The sequence below is a fragment of the Lachnospira intestinalis genome, from assembly GCF_040095895.1.
GTDB classification, from domain to species: Bacteria; Bacillota; Clostridia; order Lachnospirales; family Lachnospiraceae; genus Lachnospira; species Lachnospira intestinalis.
In genome coordinates this window covers 202,766-227,572 of record NZ_JBBMFS010000001.1, presented here as the reverse complement: position 1 = coordinate 227,572, position 24,807 = coordinate 202,766, and the positions used below count along the sequence as shown (strand labels likewise).

The 24,807-nt window shown below is 41.8% G+C and carries 20 protein-coding genes; 2 read left to right on the top strand and 18 right to left on the bottom strand.

The window, feature by feature from the left end; genetic code table 11:
- Nucleotides 1–104 precede the first annotated feature (104 nt).
- On the bottom strand, nt 105–2,057 hold the full coding sequence (locus WMO37_RS00945) for a diguanylate cyclase domain-containing protein (protein ID WP_349154039.1): 1,953 nt from the start codon (nt 2,055–2,057) through the stop codon (nt 105–107).
- A 186-nt stretch (nt 2,058–2,243) separates the two neighbouring features.
- On the opposite strand from WMO37_RS00945, the gene WMO37_RS00940 reads away from it, so the two are divergent.
- The gene (locus WMO37_RS00940) at nt 2,244–3,446 is read left to right on the top strand and encodes a D-alanyl-D-alanine carboxypeptidase family protein (RefSeq protein ID WP_349154038.1); all 1,203 of its coding nucleotides are present in this window, start codon (nt 2,244–2,246) and stop codon (nt 3,444–3,446) included.
- Between the two features lie 197 nt (nt 3,447–3,643).
- On the opposite strand, the gene WMO37_RS00935 is transcribed toward WMO37_RS00940, so the two are convergent.
- The 16 genes from WMO37_RS00935 to thrC form a co-directional block, all read right to left on the bottom strand.
- Nucleotides 3,644–5,302, bottom strand: a complete 1,659-nt coding sequence (locus tag WMO37_RS00935; protein ID WP_349154037.1) for a hypothetical protein — start codon at nt 5,300–5,302, stop codon at nt 3,644–3,646.
- Nucleotides 5,303–5,320: 18 nt separating this feature from the next.
- Nucleotides 5,321–6,709 (bottom strand): glycine--tRNA ligase, encoded by a 1,389-nt coding sequence (locus tag WMO37_RS00930; protein ID WP_349154036.1) that lies wholly within the window; start codon nt 6,707–6,709, stop codon nt 5,321–5,323.
- Nucleotides 6,710–6,944: 235 nt separating this feature from the next.
- On the bottom strand, nt 6,945–7,547 hold the full coding sequence (locus WMO37_RS00925; RefSeq protein WP_022432753.1) for a TIGR04100 family radical SAM protein: 603 nt from the start codon (nt 7,545–7,547) through the stop codon (nt 6,945–6,947).
- A 24-nt stretch (nt 7,548–7,571) separates the two neighbouring features.
- Entirely contained in the window at nt 7,572–8,408 is an 837-nt protein-coding gene (locus WMO37_RS00920; RefSeq protein ID WP_349154035.1) for a pyridoxamine kinase, read from the bottom strand.
- A 120-nt stretch (nt 8,409–8,528) separates the two neighbouring features.
- Entirely contained in the window at nt 8,529–9,266 is a 738-nt protein-coding gene (recO, locus tag WMO37_RS00915) for a DNA repair protein RecO (protein WP_349154034.1), read from the bottom strand.
- A 15-nt stretch (nt 9,267–9,281) separates the two neighbouring features.
- Complete coding sequence (era, locus tag WMO37_RS00910) at nt 9,282–10,235, bottom strand: GTPase Era (protein WP_436970245.1); 954 nt, start codon at nt 10,233–10,235, stop codon at nt 9,282–9,284.
- Between the two features lie 30 nt (nt 10,236–10,265).
- On the bottom strand, nt 10,266–13,220 hold the full coding sequence (locus WMO37_RS00905; RefSeq protein ID WP_349154032.1) for an insulinase family protein: 2,955 nt from the start codon (nt 13,218–13,220) through the stop codon (nt 10,266–10,268).
- Between the two features lie 191 nt (nt 13,221–13,411).
- A complete protein-coding gene (gene dnaJ, locus WMO37_RS00900) occupies nt 13,412–14,542 on the bottom strand; it encodes a molecular chaperone DnaJ (RefSeq protein WP_349154031.1) in 1,131 nt (376 codons plus the stop codon).
- A gap of 85 nt (nt 14,543–14,627) precedes the next feature.
- Nucleotides 14,628–16,517, bottom strand: coding sequence for a molecular chaperone DnaK (gene dnaK / locus WMO37_RS00895; protein ID WP_022432759.1), 1,890 nt, complete (start codon nt 16,515–16,517; stop codon nt 14,628–14,630).
- Between the two features lie 43 nt (nt 16,518–16,560).
- Nucleotides 16,561–17,151, bottom strand: a complete 591-nt coding sequence (gene grpE, locus WMO37_RS00890; protein WP_264473923.1) for a nucleotide exchange factor GrpE — start codon at nt 17,149–17,151, stop codon at nt 16,561–16,563.
- A gap of 71 nt (nt 17,152–17,222) precedes the next feature.
- The gene (gene hrcA / locus WMO37_RS00885; protein ID WP_022432761.1) at nt 17,223–18,305 is read right to left on the bottom strand and encodes a heat-inducible transcriptional repressor HrcA; all 1,083 of its coding nucleotides are present in this window, start codon (nt 18,303–18,305) and stop codon (nt 17,223–17,225) included.
- Between the two features lie 205 nt (nt 18,306–18,510).
- The gene (locus WMO37_RS00880) at nt 18,511–19,245 is read right to left on the bottom strand and encodes a hypothetical protein (RefSeq protein WP_349154030.1); all 735 of its coding nucleotides are present in this window, start codon (nt 19,243–19,245) and stop codon (nt 18,511–18,513) included.
- Between the two features lie 52 nt (nt 19,246–19,297).
- Complete coding sequence (locus WMO37_RS00875; RefSeq protein WP_227089572.1) at nt 19,298–20,008, bottom strand: polysaccharide biosynthesis tyrosine autokinase; 711 nt, start codon at nt 20,006–20,008, stop codon at nt 19,298–19,300.
- Nucleotides 20,008–20,772, bottom strand: a complete 765-nt coding sequence (locus tag WMO37_RS00870) for a YveK family protein (protein WP_349154029.1) — start codon at nt 20,770–20,772, stop codon at nt 20,008–20,010. The genes WMO37_RS00875 and WMO37_RS00870 overlap by 1 nt, the downstream gene beginning before the upstream one ends.
- A gap of 6 nt (nt 20,773–20,778) precedes the next feature.
- Nucleotides 20,779–21,525 (bottom strand): CpsB/CapC family capsule biosynthesis tyrosine phosphatase, encoded by a 747-nt coding sequence (locus tag WMO37_RS00865; RefSeq protein WP_349154028.1) that lies wholly within the window; start codon nt 21,523–21,525, stop codon nt 20,779–20,781.
- A 131-nt stretch (nt 21,526–21,656) separates the two neighbouring features.
- The gene (thrC, locus tag WMO37_RS00860; protein WP_349154027.1) at nt 21,657–23,144 is read right to left on the bottom strand and encodes a threonine synthase; all 1,488 of its coding nucleotides are present in this window, start codon (nt 23,142–23,144) and stop codon (nt 21,657–21,659) included.
- A gap of 232 nt (nt 23,145–23,376) precedes the next feature.
- On the opposite strand from thrC, the gene WMO37_RS00855 reads away from it, so the two are divergent.
- Nucleotides 23,377–24,210 (top strand): hypothetical protein, encoded by an 834-nt coding sequence (locus WMO37_RS00855; protein ID WP_349154026.1) that lies wholly within the window; start codon nt 23,377–23,379, stop codon nt 24,208–24,210.
- A gap of 109 nt (nt 24,211–24,319) precedes the next feature.
- Here WMO37_RS00855 and leuD read toward each other — a convergent pair whose 3' ends face one another.
- Nucleotides 24,320–24,805 carry a 3-isopropylmalate dehydratase small subunit gene (gene leuD, locus WMO37_RS00850; RefSeq protein WP_022432767.1) on the bottom strand — a complete coding sequence of 162 codons (486 nt, stop codon included), beginning with the start codon at nt 24,803–24,805 and terminating at the stop codon, nt 24,320–24,322.
- Nucleotides 24,806–24,807: the final 2 nt, after the last annotated feature.

The window sequence follows — 24,807 nt, the reverse complement described above, 5'->3', positions numbered from 1 at the left end:
GCGCAGGCGGTTCCTCATCTGCCATCAAGGGGATTTGTTTTTGCTCAAAAACAAATCCCTGTGTGAAAAAGCTTTGATTTAAGGCTTTTTCACACTATCCCCTTTTAGTCTTTAAACTGTTCTGCCATTGCCTCTAATTCATTCTTTTTCTTTATAAAGCATTGTAATAATCTTGGGTTAAATATACCGCACTCTCCGTCCAGAATCATCTGATAAGCTGTATCATATGAAAATGACGGTTTGTAACAGCGTTTACTAATCAGCGCATCATAGACATCTGCCAGTGACACCAGCTGTGCACCAATTGGAATTTCATCTCCTGTAAGTCCTTCCGGATATCCGCCCCCATCGTATTTTTCATGATGATACCTTGCAATCTGCGAGCAGTACTGCATATATTCTTCTTCCCCTTCATCGTTAAAAATACGAAGGATAATATCATATCCCTTCGTTGTGTGGGTCTTCATAATCTCAAATTCTTCCGGTGTGAGTTTTCCCGGCTTTAGCAGAATCGTATCGGAAATTGAAATTTTTCCCACATCATGTAATGGCGATGCCTGTACAATCATATCAATATCGTTCTGGGTCAGTCCATATTCCGGGCATTCCTCTTTTGCACATTCCGCCAGGATTTTTGTAAAAAATTTCACACGCTTAATATGCGCACCGGATTCCACATCACGGAATTCTACAACATTGCCCAGAGATTCAATAATTTTTTCATTCAGCCGCTGTATCTTCCGGGTCTGACGCATGGTCTTTTCTTCTAACGCATTTTTGTGTTTATATAAATCAATGATGTTATTTAAGCGGCTGCTGAAGCTGTATGTATCAATCGGACTTGTCACAATATCAATAACACCATGTGCAAATGCATTTTTATAGACATCTTCTATATATTCACTGGATAAAAAAACAACCGGAACATTATCGATATAATCCATTTTCCGCATATAATCAAGTAAATCAAAACCGTTTATCCCATTGGCATACATTTCCGTCAGCACCAGACACAGAGAATCCTTTTTTTCATCAACAATCTCGATTGCCTCCTGACTGGTATCTGCTTTAATAATTTTATATTTTCCCGTAAAGATATCTCCCACCATATGCTGGATACCATCATTTGCCATTACTACAAGAATGGATTCTGTATATGCCTCTTTATATACCGGATTGTCAGCCTGTACGGAAACACCTGTCATTCCCTTTTCTTTTGCCTGTTTTAACGCCGTTTCCGCGCTGCTGTAAAGCTGCCAGAAATCTGTGCCGAAACGTGAACTCACCGCTGTTCCCACTGTCACTTTTATCCGCACATCCGGATATCCGGTAATTGTTGTCTGCTCTGCTACCTGCATAATTTTATCCATATACTGCTGCTGCATCTTTTCTTCGTACAGTGGAATATACAGACAGAACTCATCGCCGCCAATACGGGACATCACCACATCGGAACGGAATATAGATACCATATTGGCAGCCATATTGTTGATTACCATGTCCCCCGCGGAACGTCCGTATGTGTCGTTAATCCATTTTAATTCACGGATATCCATTACAATAATCGCACAGTTGCCATCATTAAGCAGTGCTAAATCGTGATTTACCCGTTTTTCAAAACTGCCTCGGTTATAAAGACCTGTAAGCATATCATGTTCTGATATTTCCATATAACTGCTGTTTTCTATTTTAACCTGGGAAAGCGGCGCTGTATCGGTAACATCTGAAACAATAATCTGCGCCTGCATTTCCCCGGTCTTTTCATCTTTGTAGATTTTTCCATAACAGAAAACTACAATGATATCGCCATTCTTTTTTACCAGACGGTGTTCCTGTATATTTTCGTTCTGGTTCCTGCGTATCTGCATCATCTTTTCTATATATTCAACGATATCTTCTGCCGGAATCAAATCGGTATGTTTTAATTGATTTTCTCTGTAATCTTTTTCAGTATATCCTGTCAGTTTCTCAAAATTTTCATCTGCCGAGATGATACGGTAATCACTCATCCGTATTCTGTAAACAGAATAAATAACATCTTTTACATTACTACTCATTTATTCCTCCACAGGCTCTAGTAAACCCAATAATAAGAAATATAACATATTTTTTTTCAAATTTCACTACCCGAAAGCAGATTTGCCTATTTTTCACAAAAAAATACAGCAAAAGCATACAAATTAAGTCTATTTCATATACTGCATTAAGAAAATGAATTGCTTTTTAGCGGAAATGAGCTTCTTATGCGTAAAACTGTGCTTCTTTATCCGGCAGTCCGTCTGACTGCCCTACTTCTTTCCGTATGTTTTTTGTTAACCTCCGTTTTCCCCTGCATTACATATGCCGGAAATTCCGACAATGGTCCTGCCATTACCTCGCCCGCCGCCATTTTAATGGAAGCTTCCACCGGACAGGTGATTTATGAAAAAGATGCCGATACAGTCTTACACCCCGCAAGCATTACAAAAATCATGACATTAATTCTGATTTTTGATGCATTAAACTCCGGTAAAATCAACCTGACCGACGATGTGACCGTATCCGAATATGCCGCTTCCATGGGCGGCAGCCAGGTCTTTTTAGAACCCGGCGAAACACAGACGGTCGAAACCATGATTAAATGTATCAGTGTTGCCAGTGCCAACGATGCCTGTGTTGCCATGGCGGAACTGATTGCCGGCAGCGAGGAGGGCTTCGTTGCCAAAATGAATGAGCGTGCCAAAGGACTTGGCATGAATAACACTACTTTTATCAACTGCTGCGGACTGGATACAGACGGGCATATGTCAACTGCAAGGGATGTTGCCCTGATGAGCCGTGAACTGATTGTGCAGTATCCTCAGATTCACAATTACTCAACCATCTGGATGGATACGATTACGCACGTTACCCGCAAAGGCGAAAGTGAGTTCGGTCTGACAAACACGAATAAGCTTATTAAACAATATCAGTGGGCAACAGGCTTAAAGACCGGTTCTACCGGACTTGCCAAATGCTGTCTTTCTGCAACCGCCAATAAAGACGGTGTTGAATTAATTGCCGTTATCATGGCTGCTCCCGACAGTAAGACCCGTTTTTCAGATGCCGTAACGCTGCTGAATTACGGATATAGTGTATGCGACATTTATCACGATACTGAAATGCCGCAGCTCCCAAACCTATCCGTATCCGGTGGGCAGTGCGATACGCTTTCACTTTCCTATGCAAAAGAATTTTCGACCTTATTCTTAGAACCTGTCGATACCGCCAGCATCGAAAAACAACTGACTCTCCCTGAAACAGTCACAGCACCTGTAAACGAGGGGGACGTCATCGGCACCCTGACATACACATTGGACGGAAAGACCATCGGCACGGTCGATATCACTGCCGCACAGTCTGTTTCTTCTGCCACATACGGCGATGCACTGTTTAAAATGTTCCGGAAACTTACCGGTGCCGCGTGATTTAGAAATACAGCATAACCGTACAGGATAAAAAAACGATATAACAGCATACAATAAGCCGCAAAAAACGGAATCCCCGGTATCTGAAACTTAAATCTGTTTCAGATACTGTTGATTCCGTCCTTTTTTACTTTGCACCCGCACCGGCAGATTATCGTCTTTCTGCCCGGTACTGTTGCATTAAATACTTTACCGTTTTACTGATATTTTGTTCCAAGCCAGAAACGGCTGACATCGCCAACCTTCTCAAGCCCATTCCCTTTTTTTGCACAGGAATAAAGCTGTCCGTCGGCATCGTAAAAATACAGCCTGTTTTTATACAGCAGTGTATATGCCGTGTCTGTCTGTTCCGTCTGCTCACACATTTTTACAGGACTGCCCTTTACCGATGCACAATAATACTGCACACCGTCTTTGATATAAGTAATACCGTTCTGTGTATTGTCCACACTGCTGAGTGTTCCTGCCGTGACGCCGGATGTAATCCCGCTTTTCTTTCCTTTTTCACTGTAACAGAGTGTACCGTCTGCATTAATGTACACCAGTATATTATCCGCCGGAAGATACTCATAATCTGCCTGCAGCAGTGTATCAACCTGCACACGTTCTTTAATACCGTCTTGTGACAATTCCGCATAGGTAATTTTATTCGGCGCTAAAAGATACAGATACCCTGCCTTTTCCTCATAAATTATTTCTACGGAAGATGACAGTTCCTGCATCATATACTTTGTCTTTTGTTCTGAAATGTTGTAGTAGTACCACTCACCGTCGTCACTGAAAATCAGCGCATGGGCATTCTTTGAAGTATTTACCGTATCTGCCTTTGCCGTAAAAAAGTTATCTGCCTTCGCACTTTCTGCATACACGCTTCTGACACTGTCAGATAATTCATTTTCTTTTTTATTCTCATCATAATCATACAGATACAATACATTATTCTTGTTGTAGCAGGCAATTTTTTCTTCTGCCGCATACACAAAATATTCCTTTAACTGCCCTTCTATGAGTGTAAGCTTTCCGGACGCATCGTATACATATAACTGCATAGCTCCGAGTCCGCCTTCCTCATTGACAACCTCGACATCGGAATAAATAACTTTTCCTTTATTCGTAATATAACCGATATCTTTATCATAGGCATTTTTAGACACCTGTACCGCATCCTGTCCATCTTTCCATGTATACAGCGCATACTGCGCACTGCCCTCATCATAGACGGTTGCCGCAAAATATTCCCCGTTGTCGCTTGCAAGCGTATTTGTCACCGCATCGGCATCAATCTGCTGTGGAAACTGCGGCGTGTAAAATGTACGGTTATCGACTGCAAAAACCGCCTGCTTATTTTCACACACATAATTATTTTCCAGCCCTGCAACATTGTAAATCTTTGCACCGGAACTCATATAAAGCACATAATTTTTACGGGAAGCAAGCTTGTAAATGCCAAATCCGCCGCCTGCCAGTACACATACAACCAGCACTGCCGCGATAATCCGTTTCCGGTATCTGCTAAAAAAGCCTTTTCGTTTCTTTAGCTCCTCTGCGGCACTGCCTGCTGCTTCTTTTCCGGTATCATACACCTTTTTCATCATACCCAGATAATCGATTTCCTCATACTCCGGCTGTTCCTGTGGCTTCTTTTTTACTGCTCTGCGGTCATCGGCGTTTTCCTCTTCCGATTCTTTCTGCGGCTTGTCTGTGTGAGAAGAAGCAGACTCTTTTTCAGCCTGCTTCTTTTCATACGCCTCTTTTCTCCTCAGATAATCTGCATTATTGACGATAATCTCTGGTCCCGGTTCACAATTCGGGCAGGCACTGCCCTCATACTCCTGACCACATTTCGGACATTTCATGGCGATTCCTCTCACATATTAAAATGTAAATTTGTCTGCGAAATATGCCTTTAAATCAGCAATCTTTACACGTTCCTGTTCCATTGTATCTCTGTTACGTACCGTTACGGCATTATCTTCTTCTGAATCAAAGTCGTATGTAATGCAGAACGGTGTACCGATTTCATCCTGTCTTCTGTATCTCTTACCGATATTTCCTCTGTCATCGAATTCACAGTTATAAGTCTTTGAAAGTTCAGCAAACACCTTTTCTGCGCCTTCATTTAACTTCTTAGACAGCGGAAGCACACCGATTTTAACCGGTGCCAGTGCCGGATGGAAATGAAGCACGGTTCTTACGTCACCGCCTTCTAATTCTTCCTCATCATATGCAGAACACAGGAATGCAAGTGTTACACGGTCTGCCCCCAGTGAAGGCTCGATAACGTATGGAATGTACTTTTCCTTTGCTTCATCATCAAAATAAGACATATCTTCACCGGATACGGTCTGATGCTGTGTCAAATCGTAATCTGTTCTGTCGGCAATACCCCAGAGCTCGCCCCAGCCGAATGGGAATAAGAATTCAATATCCGTTGTTCCCTTGCTGTAGAAGCATAATTCTTCCGGAGAATGATCTCTTGCACGCATTTCATCTTCCTTGATTCCCAGCTTCTGTAACCAGTCGATGCAGTACTGTCTCCAATATGTAAACCACTCCAAGTCTGTTCCCGGCTTGCAGAAGAATTCAAGTTCCATCTGTTCAAATTCTCTGGTACGGAATGTGAAGTTACCCGGTGTAATTTCATTTCTGAAAGACTTACCAATCTGACCGATACCAAACGGTACTTTCTTTCTGGATGTTCTCTGTACATTTTTAAAGTTGACGAAAATACCCTGTGCTGTTTCCGGTCTTAAATAAACGGTATTCTTTGCATCTTCCGTAACACCCTGGAATGTCTTAAACATCAGGTTAAACTGTCTGATTTCTGTAAAGTTGTGCTTTCCGCAGGTCGGACAGTTGATTTCGTGTTCGTCAATGAAATTCTTCATCTGTTCCTGTGTCCAGCCGTCTACAGAACCGCCTAAATCAAACTTATTCTCATCTGCCCAGTCTTCAATCAGCTTATCGGCACGGAATCTTTCATGACATTCCTTACAATCCATTAACGGATCAGAGAATCCGCCAAGGTGCCCTGAAGCAACCCATGTCTGAGGGTTCATTAAAATTGCACAGTCCACGCCGACATTGTACGGACTTTCCTGAACGAACTTCTGCCACCATGCTTTTTTCACATTATTCTTTAATTCTACACCCAGATTGCCGTAGTCCCATGTATTAGCAAGTCCACCGTAAATTTCTGAACCCGGATACACAAATCCTCTTGCCTTTGCTAAGGCTACAATCTTTTCCATTGTCTTTTCCATTTCTAATCTCCATTCCTCCGCACCTGCGGCTCATTCTTCTCTATCCTTTTTCTTTTATGCGCTTACACTCCGCATAAACATGCAACAATTTTATACTATTTTTATCATTCTGACAAGACCATATTCTTCTTCTGAGCGGCTTTCTTACAAAGCCGCGATTACTATATATGGATATTTGTGCTATTCACAGCGCAAATATCCGTGTCAACAATCTTTGATTTAAGGATTGTTCACACTAGTCTTCCCACGGGCGGATTCTGTATGCCGCGCCGATTTCATCGCAAATCTTTTGACACTGTGCTTCCTGTTCGTGACTGATGGTCGTATCTACGGTTGTCATAACAACATGCGGTACGTATTTTGTACACGCTTTTGCAAATGAAAGCATCGCATCAAAGGATTCTTCCCCGAATTTACTTCTGACGAGCTTTAAATACTCCTCTTTTTCCGGATGGTTTAAGCTGACGGATACCGTGTCTACAAGTCCCTTTAATTCCGGTGCGATGTCACGTCCGTTAATCAGACTGCCTGCACCGTTGGTATTGATACGGATAGGCTTGTTATATTTTTCTTTGACAAATGCCGCAATCTCTTTTAACGCATCAAAACGCTCTGTCGGCTCACCAAAGCCACAAAACACCACTTCGTTGTACTGTGTCATATCAAACTTTTCAAATTCTTTTTTTACTTCTTCCACAGACGGCTCTCTTTCCAGCCACAGTCTGTCGGATTCTCCGATTCTGTCCATCGTCTGCCTCAGACAGAACGTACAGGCATACGGACATTTATTTGTCAGATTGACGTACAGATTATTATGTACCTTATAAAGAATTTCCATCGTATAATCTCCTTTTCCATATCTTTATTTTAAGGTAGTGAGCAGTTCCTCAAAGCAGACACCGTCTGTCAGCGGAATGTCCATTTCCATAGATTTCAAAATACATTTTTTAATAAATGCGGATGCTTTTTTCACCGAATCGTGGAAATCCACACCGTTGACCGCATCTGCCGCAATAATGGCACTGAAAATATCACCCGTGCCGGAACGGGACATCCCTGCCTTTTCGGTCTTGATAAAATAGCCCTCCTGCCCCATTTCATAACAGAAATTCGCCACATATTTCCCCTGCTGGATACCTGTGATAACAATTTTTTCCGGTCCTGTTTCCGCTAAAAGCTCTGCCATATGGGTCAGCTCTTTTTTGGTCCAGCTTTCATGATATGCCATTCCGGAAAGGATACAGCCTTCTGTCAGATTCGGTGTTAAAATATCCGCATGTGTCACCAGCTTTTTCATTTCCTCACAGGTTTCCTGCGTATAGGTCGGATACATTTTTCCGTAATCGCCCATCACCGGATCGATAATGGTAATGTTGTCTTTTGTCTGAAACAGTGACAGAAAATGCTCCACAATCCGTATCTGGCGTGCCGAGCCTAAAAAGCCCGTGCAGATGCCGTTAAACTGCAATCCCAGTTTCACCCACTCCTGCATATAGTCTTCCATTTTATCTGTATAATCATCAAAAAAGAAGCTTTCAAAACCCGTGTGATTGGAAAAAATCGACGTTGGCAGTGGACAGCACTGAACCTTCATTGCCGAAATGACCGGCAGCTCCACAGCAATTGAACAACGCCCAAACCCGGACATATCGTTGATAACCGCTATTTTCTTCTGATGATTGTGTGACATATCTGACATATCCTTTATCCTCTTTTTATTCTTATTTCTGTACGGCTCTGCCGCAGTCCGTCATTTTACAGGCACATATCCGAAACGCGGAGCACGAACATATGTCCGTGTCCTGTATCCCGGCTTACTTTACCCCGGCAGCATGGCTTCGGATTTCATCTGCTTATCCAAATGCTTTGCACAGATACGCTTTAAAACCATTTTCAATTCCGTGAGTACATTTTCACTGACTGTAAACGTATACAGCTTTTCAAGCGGTGCCGTGACAATATACTGGAGCGTGTATACGGTAGATTCTTCTAACTGTATGCCGTCCGGCGCCTGTCCGTGACACGCATGGCAGTAAATGCCGTCCGCCGTCATCGAATACGTATCTAAGTCCTGTGTACCGCCGCAATTCTTACATGCAAACACTTCCGGACACTCGCCGTTTAAGGCAATCATTCTTAATTCAAAAATACATTTTACCAGTGTATCCGGAATCTTTTTGTTTGCCAGCGCCTTTAACGAAACATATAGGAGATTGAGCATATCTGCCGCATCAAGATTTTCCCTGCCGTAATAATCCGCAATCTCTGCAAAATAACAGGCATAGCAGACCGCATCCAGATCCGAAATAACCGCCTCAAAGTAATGTGTAATGGACGCCTGCCGTATCGTATAGGAAGTTCTCCCTTCATAGACCTGAAACGTTCCGAATATAAAGGCACGGGTAATTCCCACCAGCGGACTGTTTGGTTTTCTTGCACCCTTGGCAAAAGCGGAAATCTTTCCGCGCTCTTTGGTCAGCAGCACCACCCGCCTGTCAAATTCACCGACCGGCATAGACGATAAAATCATGCCGGTTACTTCTGTAATATCTCCCATACCGCTTCACATCTGCTATTCGTCTTTTTTCTTGTCATATCCGAAGTTTTTAATCAGAATATCACTGTCGCGCCATTCTTTTTTTACCTTTACCCAAAGCTGGAGGTTTACCTTTGTTTCTAACTGGCGTTCAATTTCATAACGGGCATTGGCACCGATTTTCTTTAACATCTGACCACCCTTGCCGATAATGATACCCTTGTGCGAATCACGCTCACAGATAATCGTTGCCTGAATATCCGTAATTAGACCCTTCGGGGATTTTCTTTCTTTCATGCTGTCAATGACAACCGCGATTCCATGTGGAATTTCCTCGTTTAAGGCATGCAGTGCCTTTTCACGAATCAGCTCGGATACAATCTGGCGCATCGGCTGGTCTGTAATCGTATCTTCGTCATAATACATCGGACCGTACGGCAGATACTGGAAAATCGCATTGATTAAATCATCGGTATTGTCGCCGTTTCTTGCGGAAACCGGAATAATTTCCACAAAATCCACTTCATTTTTATAGCGGTCAATAACCGGCAGAATTTCTTCTTTCTTAATCGTATCCACCTTATTAATGACTAAAATAACCGGTGCTTTCACCTTTTTTAACTTTTCAATAATGTGCTGTTCTCCTGCACCGATAAACGTTGTCGGTTCTACCAGCCAGCAGATCACATCGACTTCACCAATCGTTTTTTCTGCCGCACCGACCATATATTCACCCAGCTTATTTTTTGCCTTGTGAATACCCGGTGTATCAACAAATACAATCTGCCCGCGTTCATCGGTAAAAACTGTCTGTATTTTGTTACGGGTTGTCTGCGGCTTATTGGATGTAATCGCAATTTTCTGTCCGATTAACCGGTTCATCAGTGTCGATTTCCCGACATTCGGACGTCCCACAAATGTTACAAAGCCCGATTTTGTATTTCCATTGACCGCAGCCGCACCACCGCTGATACCACTTGCCGCCAGCATTTCATCTAAATTCATAAATCCTCCCTGACATCATAAGTATAATGGTTCTATTTTTTCAAACATCTGCTCATTTTCACGGATTTTAGCATTATTGCCGACTACACACAGATAGTCCTGTGAAACCGCGGTTTCAATGAGCGGCGCCAATGCTCGAATAGACTCTTTTGTCGCATTCAACACTTCCTCACGTTCCTTTTTTAACTGTGCGTATTCTGTATGACAGATATATGCACCGAAAGAACGCACGCCCTTTGATGCCGGATTCATCGGTGTATCCATGCCGCCGATTGTTCCGATGATGAACTTCACCATATCCCTCTCACTGACATCAAACCGGCGGACATATTCTGCTGCCTGCTCAAAGATGGTGTTGGTTTCGGCGAGATTCGGGTCACGGTACGATACCATGTACGTATCGCCATTGCGGTAAAATCCGCTCATGCAGCCGTATGCACCGCCCTTTACACGGACATTTAACCACAGGTAATCATACGAGAATATAATTTTAAGCACCTTTAATGCCCCTGTATACTCATACCCTGCCTTACGGTAGTTACCGCATCTTGCCACGTACTGTACCTGTGATGAAGAAGTATACGCTGTTTTTTCCTTTACCGGTCTAAAGGTTCTTACCGCATCTTTTTCCTGTAACTGTGCCAGTTTTGCAACAAATTCCGTCATCGGCTTTTGTAACAGCTCCAGTCCGTCATCTTCTGCCGTAAAGCTGACCGTCAGATTTTCCTTTGTAAAAATCAGCGCCGCTGTACGCTTCAAATTCTCAGCAAGCATTTCTTTCATACTGTCAAAATCCCGGTCTGCCTTTTCGATAAACTCATAATACTGATATCCGCGCAGGATGTCAGAATAGTAGCTGGACGGTGAGAACTGTGCCATTGCCGAAAGCATTGCCACGGTATGCCCGCTTCCTGTCATATTGCTTTCCATTCTCGACTTAATCCGTGCAATAATCTCACGCAGACGCTTTTCATCTTCAAACTTTGTTTCATAAATGATTTCATGCATCATTTCCAGTACAAACGGCAGTTTTTCATATAAAACCTTGCCCTTGACTTCATACATGACCGTGTATTTTGAAAAGTCTTTACTGTCCGTATAAATAGCCGCGTCCGTAGCTATCCCGCCGGAATTGATGTTGATTTCATTCGTTAATTCCGGGTAGGTATGCTTATGCGTATCCATAAGTCCCAGAACAGAGCTTAACAGTCCCACATACGGAAGCAGTTCGTCCGGCACTTTCTTACAGTCAAATGCCAGCATCAGATACGCAATCTGATTCGTAAACAGGTTGTGATGAATCACATCCACATCTGCAATACTCTTTTTATCAATATAAAGCTTTGCCGGCTCTCTTTCAATGTCTGACAGCTTTAACATCGGAATCCGTTCGAGTTCTTCCTGTGGAGACGGCTCGTCCTGATAAGCCTTTAATGCCGCCGTATCTGCCACAATGGCTTCCAGCTCTTCCTTTGAAAGACTGTTTTTATACGTTTCAAGCCGCTTTGCTTCCTCTGCCGCTTTTTCTTCTTCCAGTCCGCGCTTTGGCACTAATGCAATCAGACTGCCATGGCTGTTGTCAAGTAAATATTTCTGAATCAGCTCTTCAAAAAGCCCCTCGTCCAGTTCTTTGCGAAGCTGTGCAAATGTATCCAGTGCCTGAACATGGATAAACGGTTCATTTTCATCGTAAAGCCAGCTGTCCATCATCGTCAGATAATACATCAGTCCCTTCGGGTATGCCCCGTAGTCCGCTTCACGGAACTTAAATTCATAATAATTCATGCCCGCAAGTGCCATACGTTTGTCAATGCCGTTTTTTGCAATATCACGCAGCACTTCTTCAATCGTATCAACAAATGCCTTCTTCTGGGATTCTTCCGCATTTTTGGCAACAATTGAATAAACCGGCTGTAATACGGAGGATTCCAGACTGCTGTAAATATCCGTTCCGATTCCTTTATCAATCAATGCCTGCTTTAACTTAGCCCCCGGCGCCATAACCAGCACGTAATCTAATATCTGCATTGCAAGATACAGCTTTTTATCCAGTGCCGTTCCGACCACCTTGTTGTAAGATAAATAAGTATTATTCTCAAGCGGTTCATCTTCTGTCACCGCATAGTAATGTGTTTCTTCCTTTAATATATCAAACGGCCTCTGCATCGCGATATCCGCATCAATCTGCACATCGTTTGCATCAAAATTCTTTAAATATTCGTTATCCAGATAATCAAGGCGCTCCTGCACATCAAAATCACCGTACAGATAGATATAACTGTTCGCCGGGTGATACCATTTTTTGTGGTATGCCAGAAAATCTTCATAAGAAAGTTCCGGGATATGCGACGGTTCTCCACCGGATTCAAAACGGTATGCCGTATCCGGAAATAAAGATACAAACGTATCTCTGGAAAGCACATCGTCCGGTGAGGAATATACGCCCTTCATTTCATTAAACACAACACCGTTGTACTTTAACGGACTGTCGATACTGTCTAATTCGTAATGCCAGCCCTCCTGCTTAAAAATCTGCTCTCTCTGATAGATATTCGGATAAAATACCGCATCCATATAGACATCCGTAATATTCTTAAAATCTGCCAGATTACAGCTTGCCACCGGATACACCGTCTTGTCCGGGTAGGTCATTGCATTTAAAAATGTGTTTAATGAGCCCTTGCACAGTTCCACAAACGGGTCTTTGACCGGATATTTTCTGGAACCGCACAGTGTGGAATGTTCCATAATGTGCTGAAGTCCCGTATCGTTAAACGGCGGTGTCTTAAAGCCGATGGAAAACACCTTATTTTCATCGTCATTAGACAGCACAACAACTCTTGCACCGCTTTTCTTATGCTTTAACAGCAGTCCTGCCGAATGAATATCTGCAATTTCTTCTTTTTTTATCAGTTCGTATTTACTTAAATCCAGCTGATCCAATGCTGTAGTTATTTCTTTTAAATTCATTGATAGCCCTCATTTCCATTTAATCATACCTGCCGCCCATATTTCAGGCACATCATAATAAATTAATATACCACAAATACGGGCATCTATGCAAGACTGCTGCACAGTTCGCAGACATAAAAAGGACAGTATGCGCAGATTTTAAGCAAAAAGCACTACGCTGTACTGTCCCTTTATATATTAAGTTTATTTTACTTAAAAAAACCTTTTTTCTTAATATGCTTTTCTTCACCTGTCAGCAGCTTATCATATGCTGCAAGAGCTTCTTTCTGTTCGTTGGTAAGCCTTGTCGGAATATCAACAACCAGTGTAATGTAGTGGTCGCCGCGCACATTTTTGTTGCGCAGTGTCGGCATGCCTTTTCCTCTTAAACGGACTCTCGTGCCGGATGCCGTTCCTGGCTTTACTTCATAAAGCACTTCACCGTCAACCGTCTTTACCTTAACTTCACCGCCAAGAACAGCCGTCGGATAGCTGATTGTCACATTTGAGAAAATGTTGTAGCCGTCACGTTCAAAGCCAGGTTCTGCGGCAATCATCACTGCTACCAGTAAATCACCTCTTGCGCCGCCGTTCGTACCCGGTTCGCCCTTACCCTGGATTCTGACACACTGACCGTTGTCAATACCCGCAGGAATTGTGACTTCAATCGTCTTCTTTGTGCTGATGTAACCTGTGCCATAGCAGTCCGGACACTTCTCTTTAATAATCTTGCCGGTTCCGTGACAGTCCGGACATGGCTGTACATTTCTTACCATGCCTAAAATAGACTGCTGTGTATAGGCAATCTTACCCTTACCGCCGCACTTACCACAGGTTTCAGGCTGTGTTCCCGGCTTTGCACCGCTTCCGTTACACTTTGTACAGGTTTCTTTTAAATTCACATCGATCTTTTTGCTTGTACCGGTTACGGATTCTGCAAATGTAATTCTAACGGTTGTTCTTACATCAGCGCCGCGCATCGGACCGTTGCTGTTACGTCTTCTTCCGCCGCCGAATAAATCGCCAAAGATGTCACCGCCGCCGAAAATATCGCCGAAAATGTCGCCCATATCGCCGAAATCAAAACCGCCTGCGCCACCGCCGCCGCCATTTTCAAAGGCCGCATGACCAAACTGGTCATACTGCTTTCTTTTCTGTGCATCACTTAATACAGCATATGCTTCCGAAGCTTCCTTAAACTTTGCTTCCGCTTCTTTATCTCCGGGATTGATATCCGGGTGGTATTTTTTTGCAAGCTTACGGTATGCCTTTTTGATGGTCGCATCGTCTGCATCGCGTGAAACGCCTAAGACCTCATAATAATCTCTTTTATCTGCCATAACTTTTACCTTTCTTTTTATACGCTTAAAACTGCATGAGGGAAATTCCCCCATGCAGTTTTACCTGAAGCAAATGTTTCAAACCTTATACTTCCTTGTAATCACCATCAACAACGTCATCACCGTAAGGATTTGCACCGGCTGCTCCGGCATCTGCACCAGCACCGGCTCCCATATCAGGACCTGCACCGGCTGCTCCAGCACCGGCTGCCTGCTGTGCTTCATAAAGCTTAGCGAAAAGCTTCTGGGCGCTTTCCATTAACTTTTCTTTTGCTGCCTTAATTTCATCTACCTGTGAATCTGTCATGTTTTCAGCATCGCTGCCCTCAACAAGTGCCTTTAATGCATTTAAGTCTGCTTCTACAGCTGCCTTATCATTTGCATCTAACTTATCTCCGGCTTCATCTAAGGCTTTCTGTGTCTGGAATACCATTGAATCTGCATCGTTGCGGACTTCAATCGCTTCCTTACGTTTCTTATCCTGTGCTTCGTACTCAGCAGCTTCCTTAACTGCCTTATCGATATCTTCATCAGACATATTAGAACCTGCTGTGATTGTAATATGCTGTTCCTTACCTGTTCCTAAATCCTTAGCAGATACATTTACAATACCGTTGGCATCGATATCGAATGTAACTTCAATCTGAGGTACGCCACGTCTTGCCGGCGGAATACCATCCAGTCTGAACTGTCCAAGGGACTTGTTATCCTTCGCGAACTGTCTTTCACCCTGTACAACGTTGATATCAACGGCTGTCTGGTTATCTGCTGCTGTTGAGAAAATCTGGCTCTTCTTTGTAGGAATTGTTGTATTTCTCTCAATCAGTCTTGTAGCAATACCGCCCATTGTTTCGATAGAAAGTGACAGAGGTGTAACATCCAGAAGAAGGATTTCACCGGCACCGGCATCTCCTGCTAACTTACCACCCTGGATAGATGCACCGATTGCAACACATTCATCAGGATTTAAAGTCTTGCTTGGTTCATGGCCTGTGAGCTGTTTTACCTTATCCTGTACAGCAGGAATTCTTGTAGAACCACCGACTAAGAGTACCTTTGAAAGGTCTGAAGCGGTAAGACCTGCATCATTTAATGCGTTACGTACAGGTTCTGCTGTCTTTTCAACCAGTTCATGTGTTAATTCATCAAATTTAGCTCTTGTAAGAGTCATATCAAAATGCTTTGGACCTTCTGCTGTTGCAGTAATATATGGCAGGTTGATATTGGTTGTTGTAGCGCTTGATAATTCCTTCTTAGCCTGTTCTGCTGCAACCTTTAATCTCTGGAGTGCCATTGTATCCTTAGAAAGGTCTACGCCTTCCTTTGCCTTGAAGTCCTCTAACATATACTGTGTGATTACATTATCAAAGTCATCACCACCGAGTCTGTTGTTACCTGCTGTTGCAAGAACTTCGATAACGCCGTCACCGATTTCGATAATAGACACATCGAATGTACCACCACCGAGGTCATATACCATAATCTTCTGTTCGTTTTCGTTATCAAGACCGTAAGCTAAAGCTGCAGCTGTCGGCTCGTTGATAATTCTCTTTACATCAAGACCTGCAATCTTACCGGCATCCTTTGTTGCCTGACGCTGTGCATCGTTGAAATAAGCAGGAACCGTGATAACGGCTTCCGTTACCTTTTCACCTAAATAGTTTTCAGCATCAGCTTTTAATTTCTGTAAAATCATGGCTGAAATTTCCTGTGGTGAGTACTTCTTACCTTCGATTTCCACCTTGTAATCAGTACCCATATGTCTTTTAATAGAAGAAATTGTCTTGTCTGCATTTGTTACAGCCTGACGCTTTGCAGGATCACCAACAAGTCTTTCTCCGTTCTTTGTAAATGCAACAATTGAAGGTGTTGTTCTAAGACCTTCTGTGTTTGCGATAACAACCGGCTTACCGCCTTCCATAACTGCTACGCATGAGTTTGTAGTACCTAAGTCAATACCAATAATCTTTCCCATAGTTATCTTCCTTTCTTAAGGGCTTCTGCCCATCATTTACTGATTAATTTGCAACCTTTACCATTGAATGGCGGATTACGGTTTCTCTGTATGTGTAACCCTTTTCGAATTCTTCAACGATAATTCCTTCACCGACTGAATCATCTTCCACATGCATCACTGCATTGTGCAGTTCAGGATTAAATTCCATGCCGAGTGCTTCAATCGGCTTGACATCAGAATCTTCTAACATCTTCATGGTCTGCTTATAGACCATATCCATGCCCTTTGCAAATGGTGTTTCTCTTTCTTCTTCTGAAATTGAATTGAAACCTCTTTCAAAGTTATCAACGATTGGAAGAAGCTTCTTAATCATATCGGAAGCACCCATTTCAAACATGGAAGACTTTTCCTTCTCAGTTCTCTTTCTGAAATTATCAAATTCCGCCATCTGGCGTTTTACTTTATCCTGAAGTTCTTCAATCAATGCGTCCTTCGCATCCTTTTTCTTTGTATCTATTCCATCGGCAGACTGCGATTCGGATGATTGACTCGCTTCCTTCGGATTTTCGGCATCAGTGTTTTCTTTCTGTGCCTGCGTGCCATCGTCTTCTGCTCCAGCAGTTTTAGCGGCATCAGCGTCTTTTTCTGTCATCTTTACATCATCGACAGACTCTTTACTATTTTTCTTTTCTTCTTTTTTAGACACTTTCTTACCAACCTTTCCTATGTTTTCTTAAAAACCTCGTCCATCTGCGTCTGGATTGTCTTTAACGATTCTACAACCTTTTCATAATCCATCCGCTTTGGTCCGATAATTCCGATTGTCCCTTTCAAACCGTCCTGCAATTCATAGGTTGCCGTAACAACACTGCAGTCCTTCATGGAAGCAACCGGTGTTTCATTTCCTATATATACCTGAATACCATGGTCGTCCGCTTCTTTGTCTTTCCCCGACTGCTGGTCTGCAATCAATCCTGAAAGGCTCTGCTTTTCTTCCAAAGTATATATAAGCTCACTCGCTTTGACAGAATCACTTAATTCCGGATACTTAAAAATATTCGTTGCACCGCTTGTATAAATCTCTAACTGGTCTTCATTGCTGATTGCTTCAACAATGGCATCCAGCACTTCTTTAACAAGCTGCATATGCTCTCCTGCCTGATTCTCCATCTTGGATACGATGCTTAAATTCATCTGTTCCAATGTCAGCCCCGTCAGTGTAGTATTTAACAGAATGTTCAGCTTTAAAATATTTTCCTGTGAAAGTGCCTCACTGACATCAATCACTTTATTACGGATAATATTGCCTTCCATTACAATAACTGCTAAAATCTTATCACTCTCCAATTGAGAAAGCTGTACAAATTTCAGTTTATTGCCTTTTACCTGCGGTGCTGTAATCATTGTTGCATAGTTCGTATCCTTTGCCAGAACTTTCGCTACATTCTGAAGCAGTTCCTCTACACGGTCTACCTTTTCATTTAAAATATCCCGCATGGAATCAACCTCTTTTTCTCTGTCGGACACTTTGCTTTCCCGGTCTTCTAACTCCTGCTTTTTCTGTGCCATTAAATCGTCCACATATAAGCGGTAGCCTTTATCGGTAGGAATCCGCCCTGCCGAGGTATGCGGCTGTACAATGTATCCTAATTCTTCGAGGTCTGCCATCTCATTTCGTATTGTTGCCGAACTTAATTTTAAATCGGTATATTTTGAAATGGTTCTTGAGCCAACCGGTTCACCCGTTTCAAGATAGTTCTGTATGACAGCTTTTAAAATCTTTAATTTTCTATCATCCAGCTCCATGGCATCTGCTCCCTTCTTATCTTGTTAGCACTCATTTAGGTGGAGTGCTAACATCGATATACTTAAAATATCACTACACCCCCGTATTGTCAACAACAATCTCAAATTTTTTCTATAAATTATTTATAAAATACATAAATTGCAGATGAACAGCAGAAATCCCCGGAAAAGCAGCATGCTCTCCGGGGATTATCTGATTTTTTTCTTATTTAACGTTCAGTGTAAATGCCACGTGGTTTGATTCATTCAGATCTGAATCCGTACAATATACATCCAATGTATATGTACCTGATTTTGAAGTACTGTATGTACCGTTAACTATAATTCTTCTGGATAATGTATCCTCTGTATCTTTATCATCCGTAATAGATGAAATATACTTCATCACATTAAAGCTGTTTCCCGCTTCAACCGTCGCTTCTGTTGCCGATAAAACAATCTTTGGTCCGCCTGCAGTTGTTTCTGCTTCGCTCTCTGCAGTTGTCTTTTCCGCTTCTGTCGTCTTTGAAGCATTCTTTGTACTGTCTGTCTCTGTCTTTTCCGTCTCGGCTGCCGTGGTTGTTTCTGCCTGGGTCAGCTGTTCTTTTGCTTCAATTTCTTCTTGGCTCGCTTCATATGCAATCATATAACTGTATTTTGATACATTATTATTATGGTCTCTTGCCGCAAAAATCACTTTTGCCCTTGTCATATCCGGCATAATATAGATATTTTCAATGACAATGCTGCTGCTTACATCACCGTCTTTTGCATCGACTGCCTTTGCATAACTTTTAAGCACTTCTTCGCCCTGCTCTGCCGAATACGGTCTGACCTTGGATTCATCTACAGTAATTACCGGAGCAGTTCTGTCTGAGGTCAGATACATCGCCGCGATGATAACCGAAAAGAACACGCACACAGCCAGTAATGCTATAATAACGCCCTGCTTTTTTTCCATTTGTTTCCTCCTCCGTGAAATGGTTAAACTTCCATGTTATATCAGCTATGCATTATTCCTTATCACCATGACTGTAATTGCCGTAATACTTGCCATAATAATTGCCATAGTATTTGCCATAGTAACTATCTCCGGCAAGGTCTACTTTATTCAGAACGCTTCCGAGAATCTTGCACTTTGTCATTTTAAGCTGTTCTAACTGTTTCTGGACGAACTTATAATTAACCATATGCGCTGCAACAACCAGCACTGCACCGTCACATTTCTGTGCGACAATCGCTGCATCTGTAACACTGCCAAGCGGCGGTGTATCAATAATCACATAATCATAAGTATCCCTGAGCGCCTTTACAAGTGCATCAAATGAATTGTTCGCCAAAAGTTCCGAAGGGTTTGGCGGAACGATTCCGGAGAATACTACATACAGATTATCTACATTCGTTGTACAGATTACTTCTTCAAATTTATTCATGCCGGACAGGAAATGAGTGAGTCCTTTAATAGCCTTATTAATCTTATATCTGCCGACAAGAACGGATTTTCTTAAATCAGCATCAATGAAAATTACCTTTTTGCCGGATTCTGCAAGTGATACCGCCAGATTAAAAGAAACACTGGATTTTCCTTCATTCGGTGTAGAACTTGTAAACATAATTACTTTCATATCAGAACCACACAGCTGGATATTGGTTCTCAATGTCTTATAAGCTTCGTTACAGCGGTAATCTAACTTTCTGAGTCTTTCAATGTTAACTGTAGGCATTACTTATCTCCCTTCTTTGAAGAACTGTGCTTATGCTTCTTTCTCTTTGCCGCAGCTTCCGCACTGTCATCTAAATCTTCTGATAAAGGAATCAATGCAAGGGTACTGATTCCAAGATATTTCTCAATATCTTCAGATGTATTAATGGTATCATTCATTACAAATCGTATAACAACAATGGCAATTGCAAGCACCATGCCTAATACAAATGCGATGATTGCATTTTTTAAGCAGTTCGGGCTTGACGGCTTTTCAGAAATATTTGCTTCCTCAAATACATTGACCTTTTCAATCTGCATAATATCACAAATAGAATCTGCTGAAATTTCCGCTACTTTATCTGCGATTCTTTTTGCTTCATACTGGTCGTTGTTAGAAACCGTAATCTCAAGCACACGGCTGTCAGATGGTGTGGATACGCTGATTTGCTTTGCAAGCTTTTCATTTGTCGTATTTAACCCAAGGTCACTGATAACCTTTTCTGTTACGGTACGGCTTTTTACAAGAATCATATAATCCTGTGTCAGCTGTGTTGATGACTGCAAATCACTTAATGTTGTTGTTCCCTGGCTCTGCTTATTTAACACATACAGGCTCGTCTGTGACTGATACACCGGCTTTAAAAGCAGTTTACTTCCAATAAATGCCGCCAGACCGAAAATCACTCCCACTAAGAGAATAATTGCAATCTTACTCATAATAACGATAAAAATCTGTCGTAAATCGATTTCAATTTCGTCATTATTCTTCATCGAATTTTCCATATTCTTCTAGTCCTCCAAATATTCACCTTTAAGAATCCGTTCTGCATTATCACGCAGCAGTGCCTTCGCATAATCCTCATCAAATTTGCGGCAGATATACTTTGCGCATTCCTGAATTCTAGGCGATCTTCTTCCATTACTGTGTGCATCTGTTCCGATAACATCCACGATTTCTTCTTTTAACAGTCTTTTGATAAACTTTTTCACCTTACTTCCGGAATCCCCGATAACAGAACCCGCATTCACCTGAATGACAGCCCCCATGTTCTTTAATTCCAAAGCCAGCTTCCAGTCTTCCAATACGCACATATAGCGTTCAATATGCGCAATAACAGGCGTATAGCCCATCTGCATCACATTGCTGATACTGGTACGCAGATAAGAATATTCCACAGTCGGATGATATTCTATTAAAATATACTTGGAATCTTCCATTGTCAGATGCGCCTGTGCTTCGAGATCATCTAAAATATCCGAAGTATAATAAATTTCCCTGCCAAGTGCCAGTTCAATCTCAGGGCATACATCTTTCATCTGTTCTTTAAACAGTTCAAAATTTCTGCGCAGCTGTTCGTATCCCATTGTACATTTACCAGGATGATAATGTGGTGTTGCCACAATCTTGCGAATACCCTCATCATATGCAATTTTCATCATCTCAATACTGGTTTCAATATTATCCGGACCGTCATCGACACCATATAAAATATGGCTGTGAATGTCAACATAATGAAACGTCGTTAATTTTCTCATAATTCTGTTTCCTTTTATAAAATCTGCAACTTTGACATTATATATCATAAATCACTTTTTTGCAACAAAAGATTGGGGTCATCTGACATTTTTTCCTGTCAGATGACTCCAATTCAAATGAATGTATCTAATTAAATATGTAAAATTCTTTTTACATTATCGCACATCTTATCAACATCACATATAGTATCGTGCAGTACCGGCGCTGTTCTGATGTCTTCAATCGCCTGCGGAACTTTTACCTTAGAAAGCTTAGAAAGCTCATCTACCAGCTCAAAATCAGACATTACATCATACTTATTGTCAATCGCATCCATCACGCTTCTTGTAAACTTATATGGGCTGGCTGTTGATGCAATCACTGTCTTTGTGGTATCACCGGTTTCCTTCTGATACTTTTCATAGACAGATGCTGCAACTGCTGTATGGGTATCAATTACATATCCTGTATCTTCATACAGCTTCTTAATCATTGCCGCATCTTCTGCTTCTGTTGCGTAATTACCGTAGAAGTCCGAAAGCTGTGCTTTCATATCATCTGTAATTTCATACTTTCCTGATTCCTTTAAGGACTGCATAAGTGACGCATTCTTTTCAGCACTGTTACCTGCAATACGGTAAATCAGACGCTCTAAGTTGCTTGAAATCAAAATATCCATTGACGGAGAAGTTGTCAGGACAAATTCTCTGTTTCTGTCATATATACCGGTTGTAAAGAAATCATACAGTACTTTATTTTCATTGGAAGCACAAATCAGTTTGTGAATTGGAAGTCCCATATTCTTTGCATAAAATGCTGCTAAAATATTACCGAAGTTACCGGTCGGCACAACCACATTGATTGCTTCCCCTGCCTTTACTTCACCGTCTGCGAGCAGGCGTGCATAAGCATATACATAGTAAACAATCTGCGGAACCAGACGTCCGATATTGATAGAATTGGCAGAGGAGAACTGGTATCCGGCTTCATTCATGACCTTTTCAAGTTCTTTATCACCGAAAATCTTCTTAACACCGGTCTGTGCATCATCAAAATTGCCATTGATACCGATTACATAGGTATTGTCACCCTTCTGGGTTACCATCTGCTTTTCCTGAATCGGACTGACACCATGCTTTGGATAGAACACGATGATCTTAGTTCCTTTAACGTCAGCAAATCCTGCAAGAGCAGCCTTTCCTGTATCTCCTGAAGTTGCAGTCAGAATTACAATTTCATTCTTTACGTTGTTTTTCTTTGCAGAAGTAATCAGTAAATGTGGCAGAATGGATAATGCCATATCTTTAAACGCAATTGTTGAACCGTGGAACAATTCTAAATAGTATGCGCCATCAGCCTTTACAAGCGGTGCAATGACCTTTGTGTCAAACTTTGAATCATATGCTTTGTTAATGCAGTTCTTTAATTCTTCCTCTGTAAAGTCATCAAGCATCAGCTTCATCACTTCATATGCCACTTCCTGATAAGACATCTTTGATAATTCTTCAAAGCTCTTATCCAATGCCGGAATCTGCTCCGGTACGTATAAACCACCGTCTGCCGCAAGACCCTTTAAAATTGCCTGTGATGCAGTAACCTTTACGCTGTCGTCTCTGGTACTTCTGTAAAACAAACTCATTCTTTTCTTCCACCTTTATATTTTCATTCAAATTCTGCTTAAAACAGTATTCAGTTGACATTATACAACAGGATTTTTGGAAACACAATAGCTTTTAAGGTATTTTGTATTTATGTATTTTATGTTACAATCTTTTACAGATACGTGAGGGGGAGCTTTTACGCAGGCAGCGCGAATCCACTCTTATCGCAGAACCGGATACATTAAAATATCTACAAAAGGAGAGGACGTTATGGCAACAGGGGTTTATACAGCATATAAAAAAGACGGCACCGAATACTACCGGGTATCGCTGACCTGTCAGAATAAACATATCAGTCTTGGAAGCTTTGACGATTACAAGACTGCTGCCGCCGTCTATTCCGAAGCCAATGCCATTGTGCGGGATGAAAAAAGTTCCCATTTTGTCAATGCTGCAGAAAAAATAACAAGCTACTCCTCCTGCACTTCTGCACTGGCTTTTGAAAAATTTATGATTCTTTTGAATCTCCGGGATAATAACATTTATATTAAAACACCGGTTTATCTGTGTGATAAATATTTTTTATACTTTTTTTCACCGGAAATTGTGCTAACTTTTGATATTGAAGATTTATTTTACTATTCAGGACACAAAATCATGAGCCGCGGCGGTTATTTTTTTGTCAATGACTTCGGTATGCAGACCAGTATTTTAGCACGCTTCGGTATCCGCAGCCACTCCGTAAAAGGAAAGGATTATTTATTCCGCAACGGTGACGAACACGATTTCCGCTATTCCAATGTTGCCATTGTCAACCGGTACAACGGCGTAGAACAGATTGAAAAAAACGGACGGATTTTATACAAAACCCGTATCCACATTAACGGCAACTATACCATCGGCACTTATACGTCGGAAAATGAAGCCGCGATTGCCTATAACCGCGCCATTGATTTACTTGCAGAACAGCTGCCGGATTTTAAGAACTACACCCGGAATTATATTGAAGGACTGTCCCACATCGAATACGCTTCTATTTATAATACGGTAAAAATTTCACGCAGATTCCGCCGCTATATCGAACAGTTAGGACTCACTTACTAAAAAGCGGCAGAAATTCAAATCATAGATTCAAGAATTTCTGCCGCTTTTACTATTTTGTGCAGACACAGATTATACTGCGATACCTGCCTGCACAGACACTTTTATCATTTTACTTCTGGTTAATGTAATTAATCAGACCTTCTGCTTTGATAATCTTCTGCATAAATTCAGGAAATGCCTGACCGGTGTAAGACTTTCCTGTTGTTTTATCGGTAATCACGCCGCTGTCAAAATCCACTTCCACCTCATCACCGGCTTCAATTGCCTTTGCAGCTTCCGGACATTCGATAATCGGAAGACCGATATTGATGGAATTGCGGTAGAAAATTCTTGCAAAGGTTTCTGCAATAACACAGCTTACACCTGCTGCCTTAATTGCAATTGGCGCATGTTCTCTGGATGAACCACAGCCAAAGTTCTTATTGGCAACGATAATGTCACCTTTCTGAACCTTTTTTACAAAATCCTTATCAATATCTTCCATACAATGCGTTGCGAGTTCTGCCGGGTCTGATGAATTCAGATATCTTGCCGGAATGATAACATCTGTATCTACATTATCGCCATACTTAAATACTCTGCCTTCTGCTTTCATGT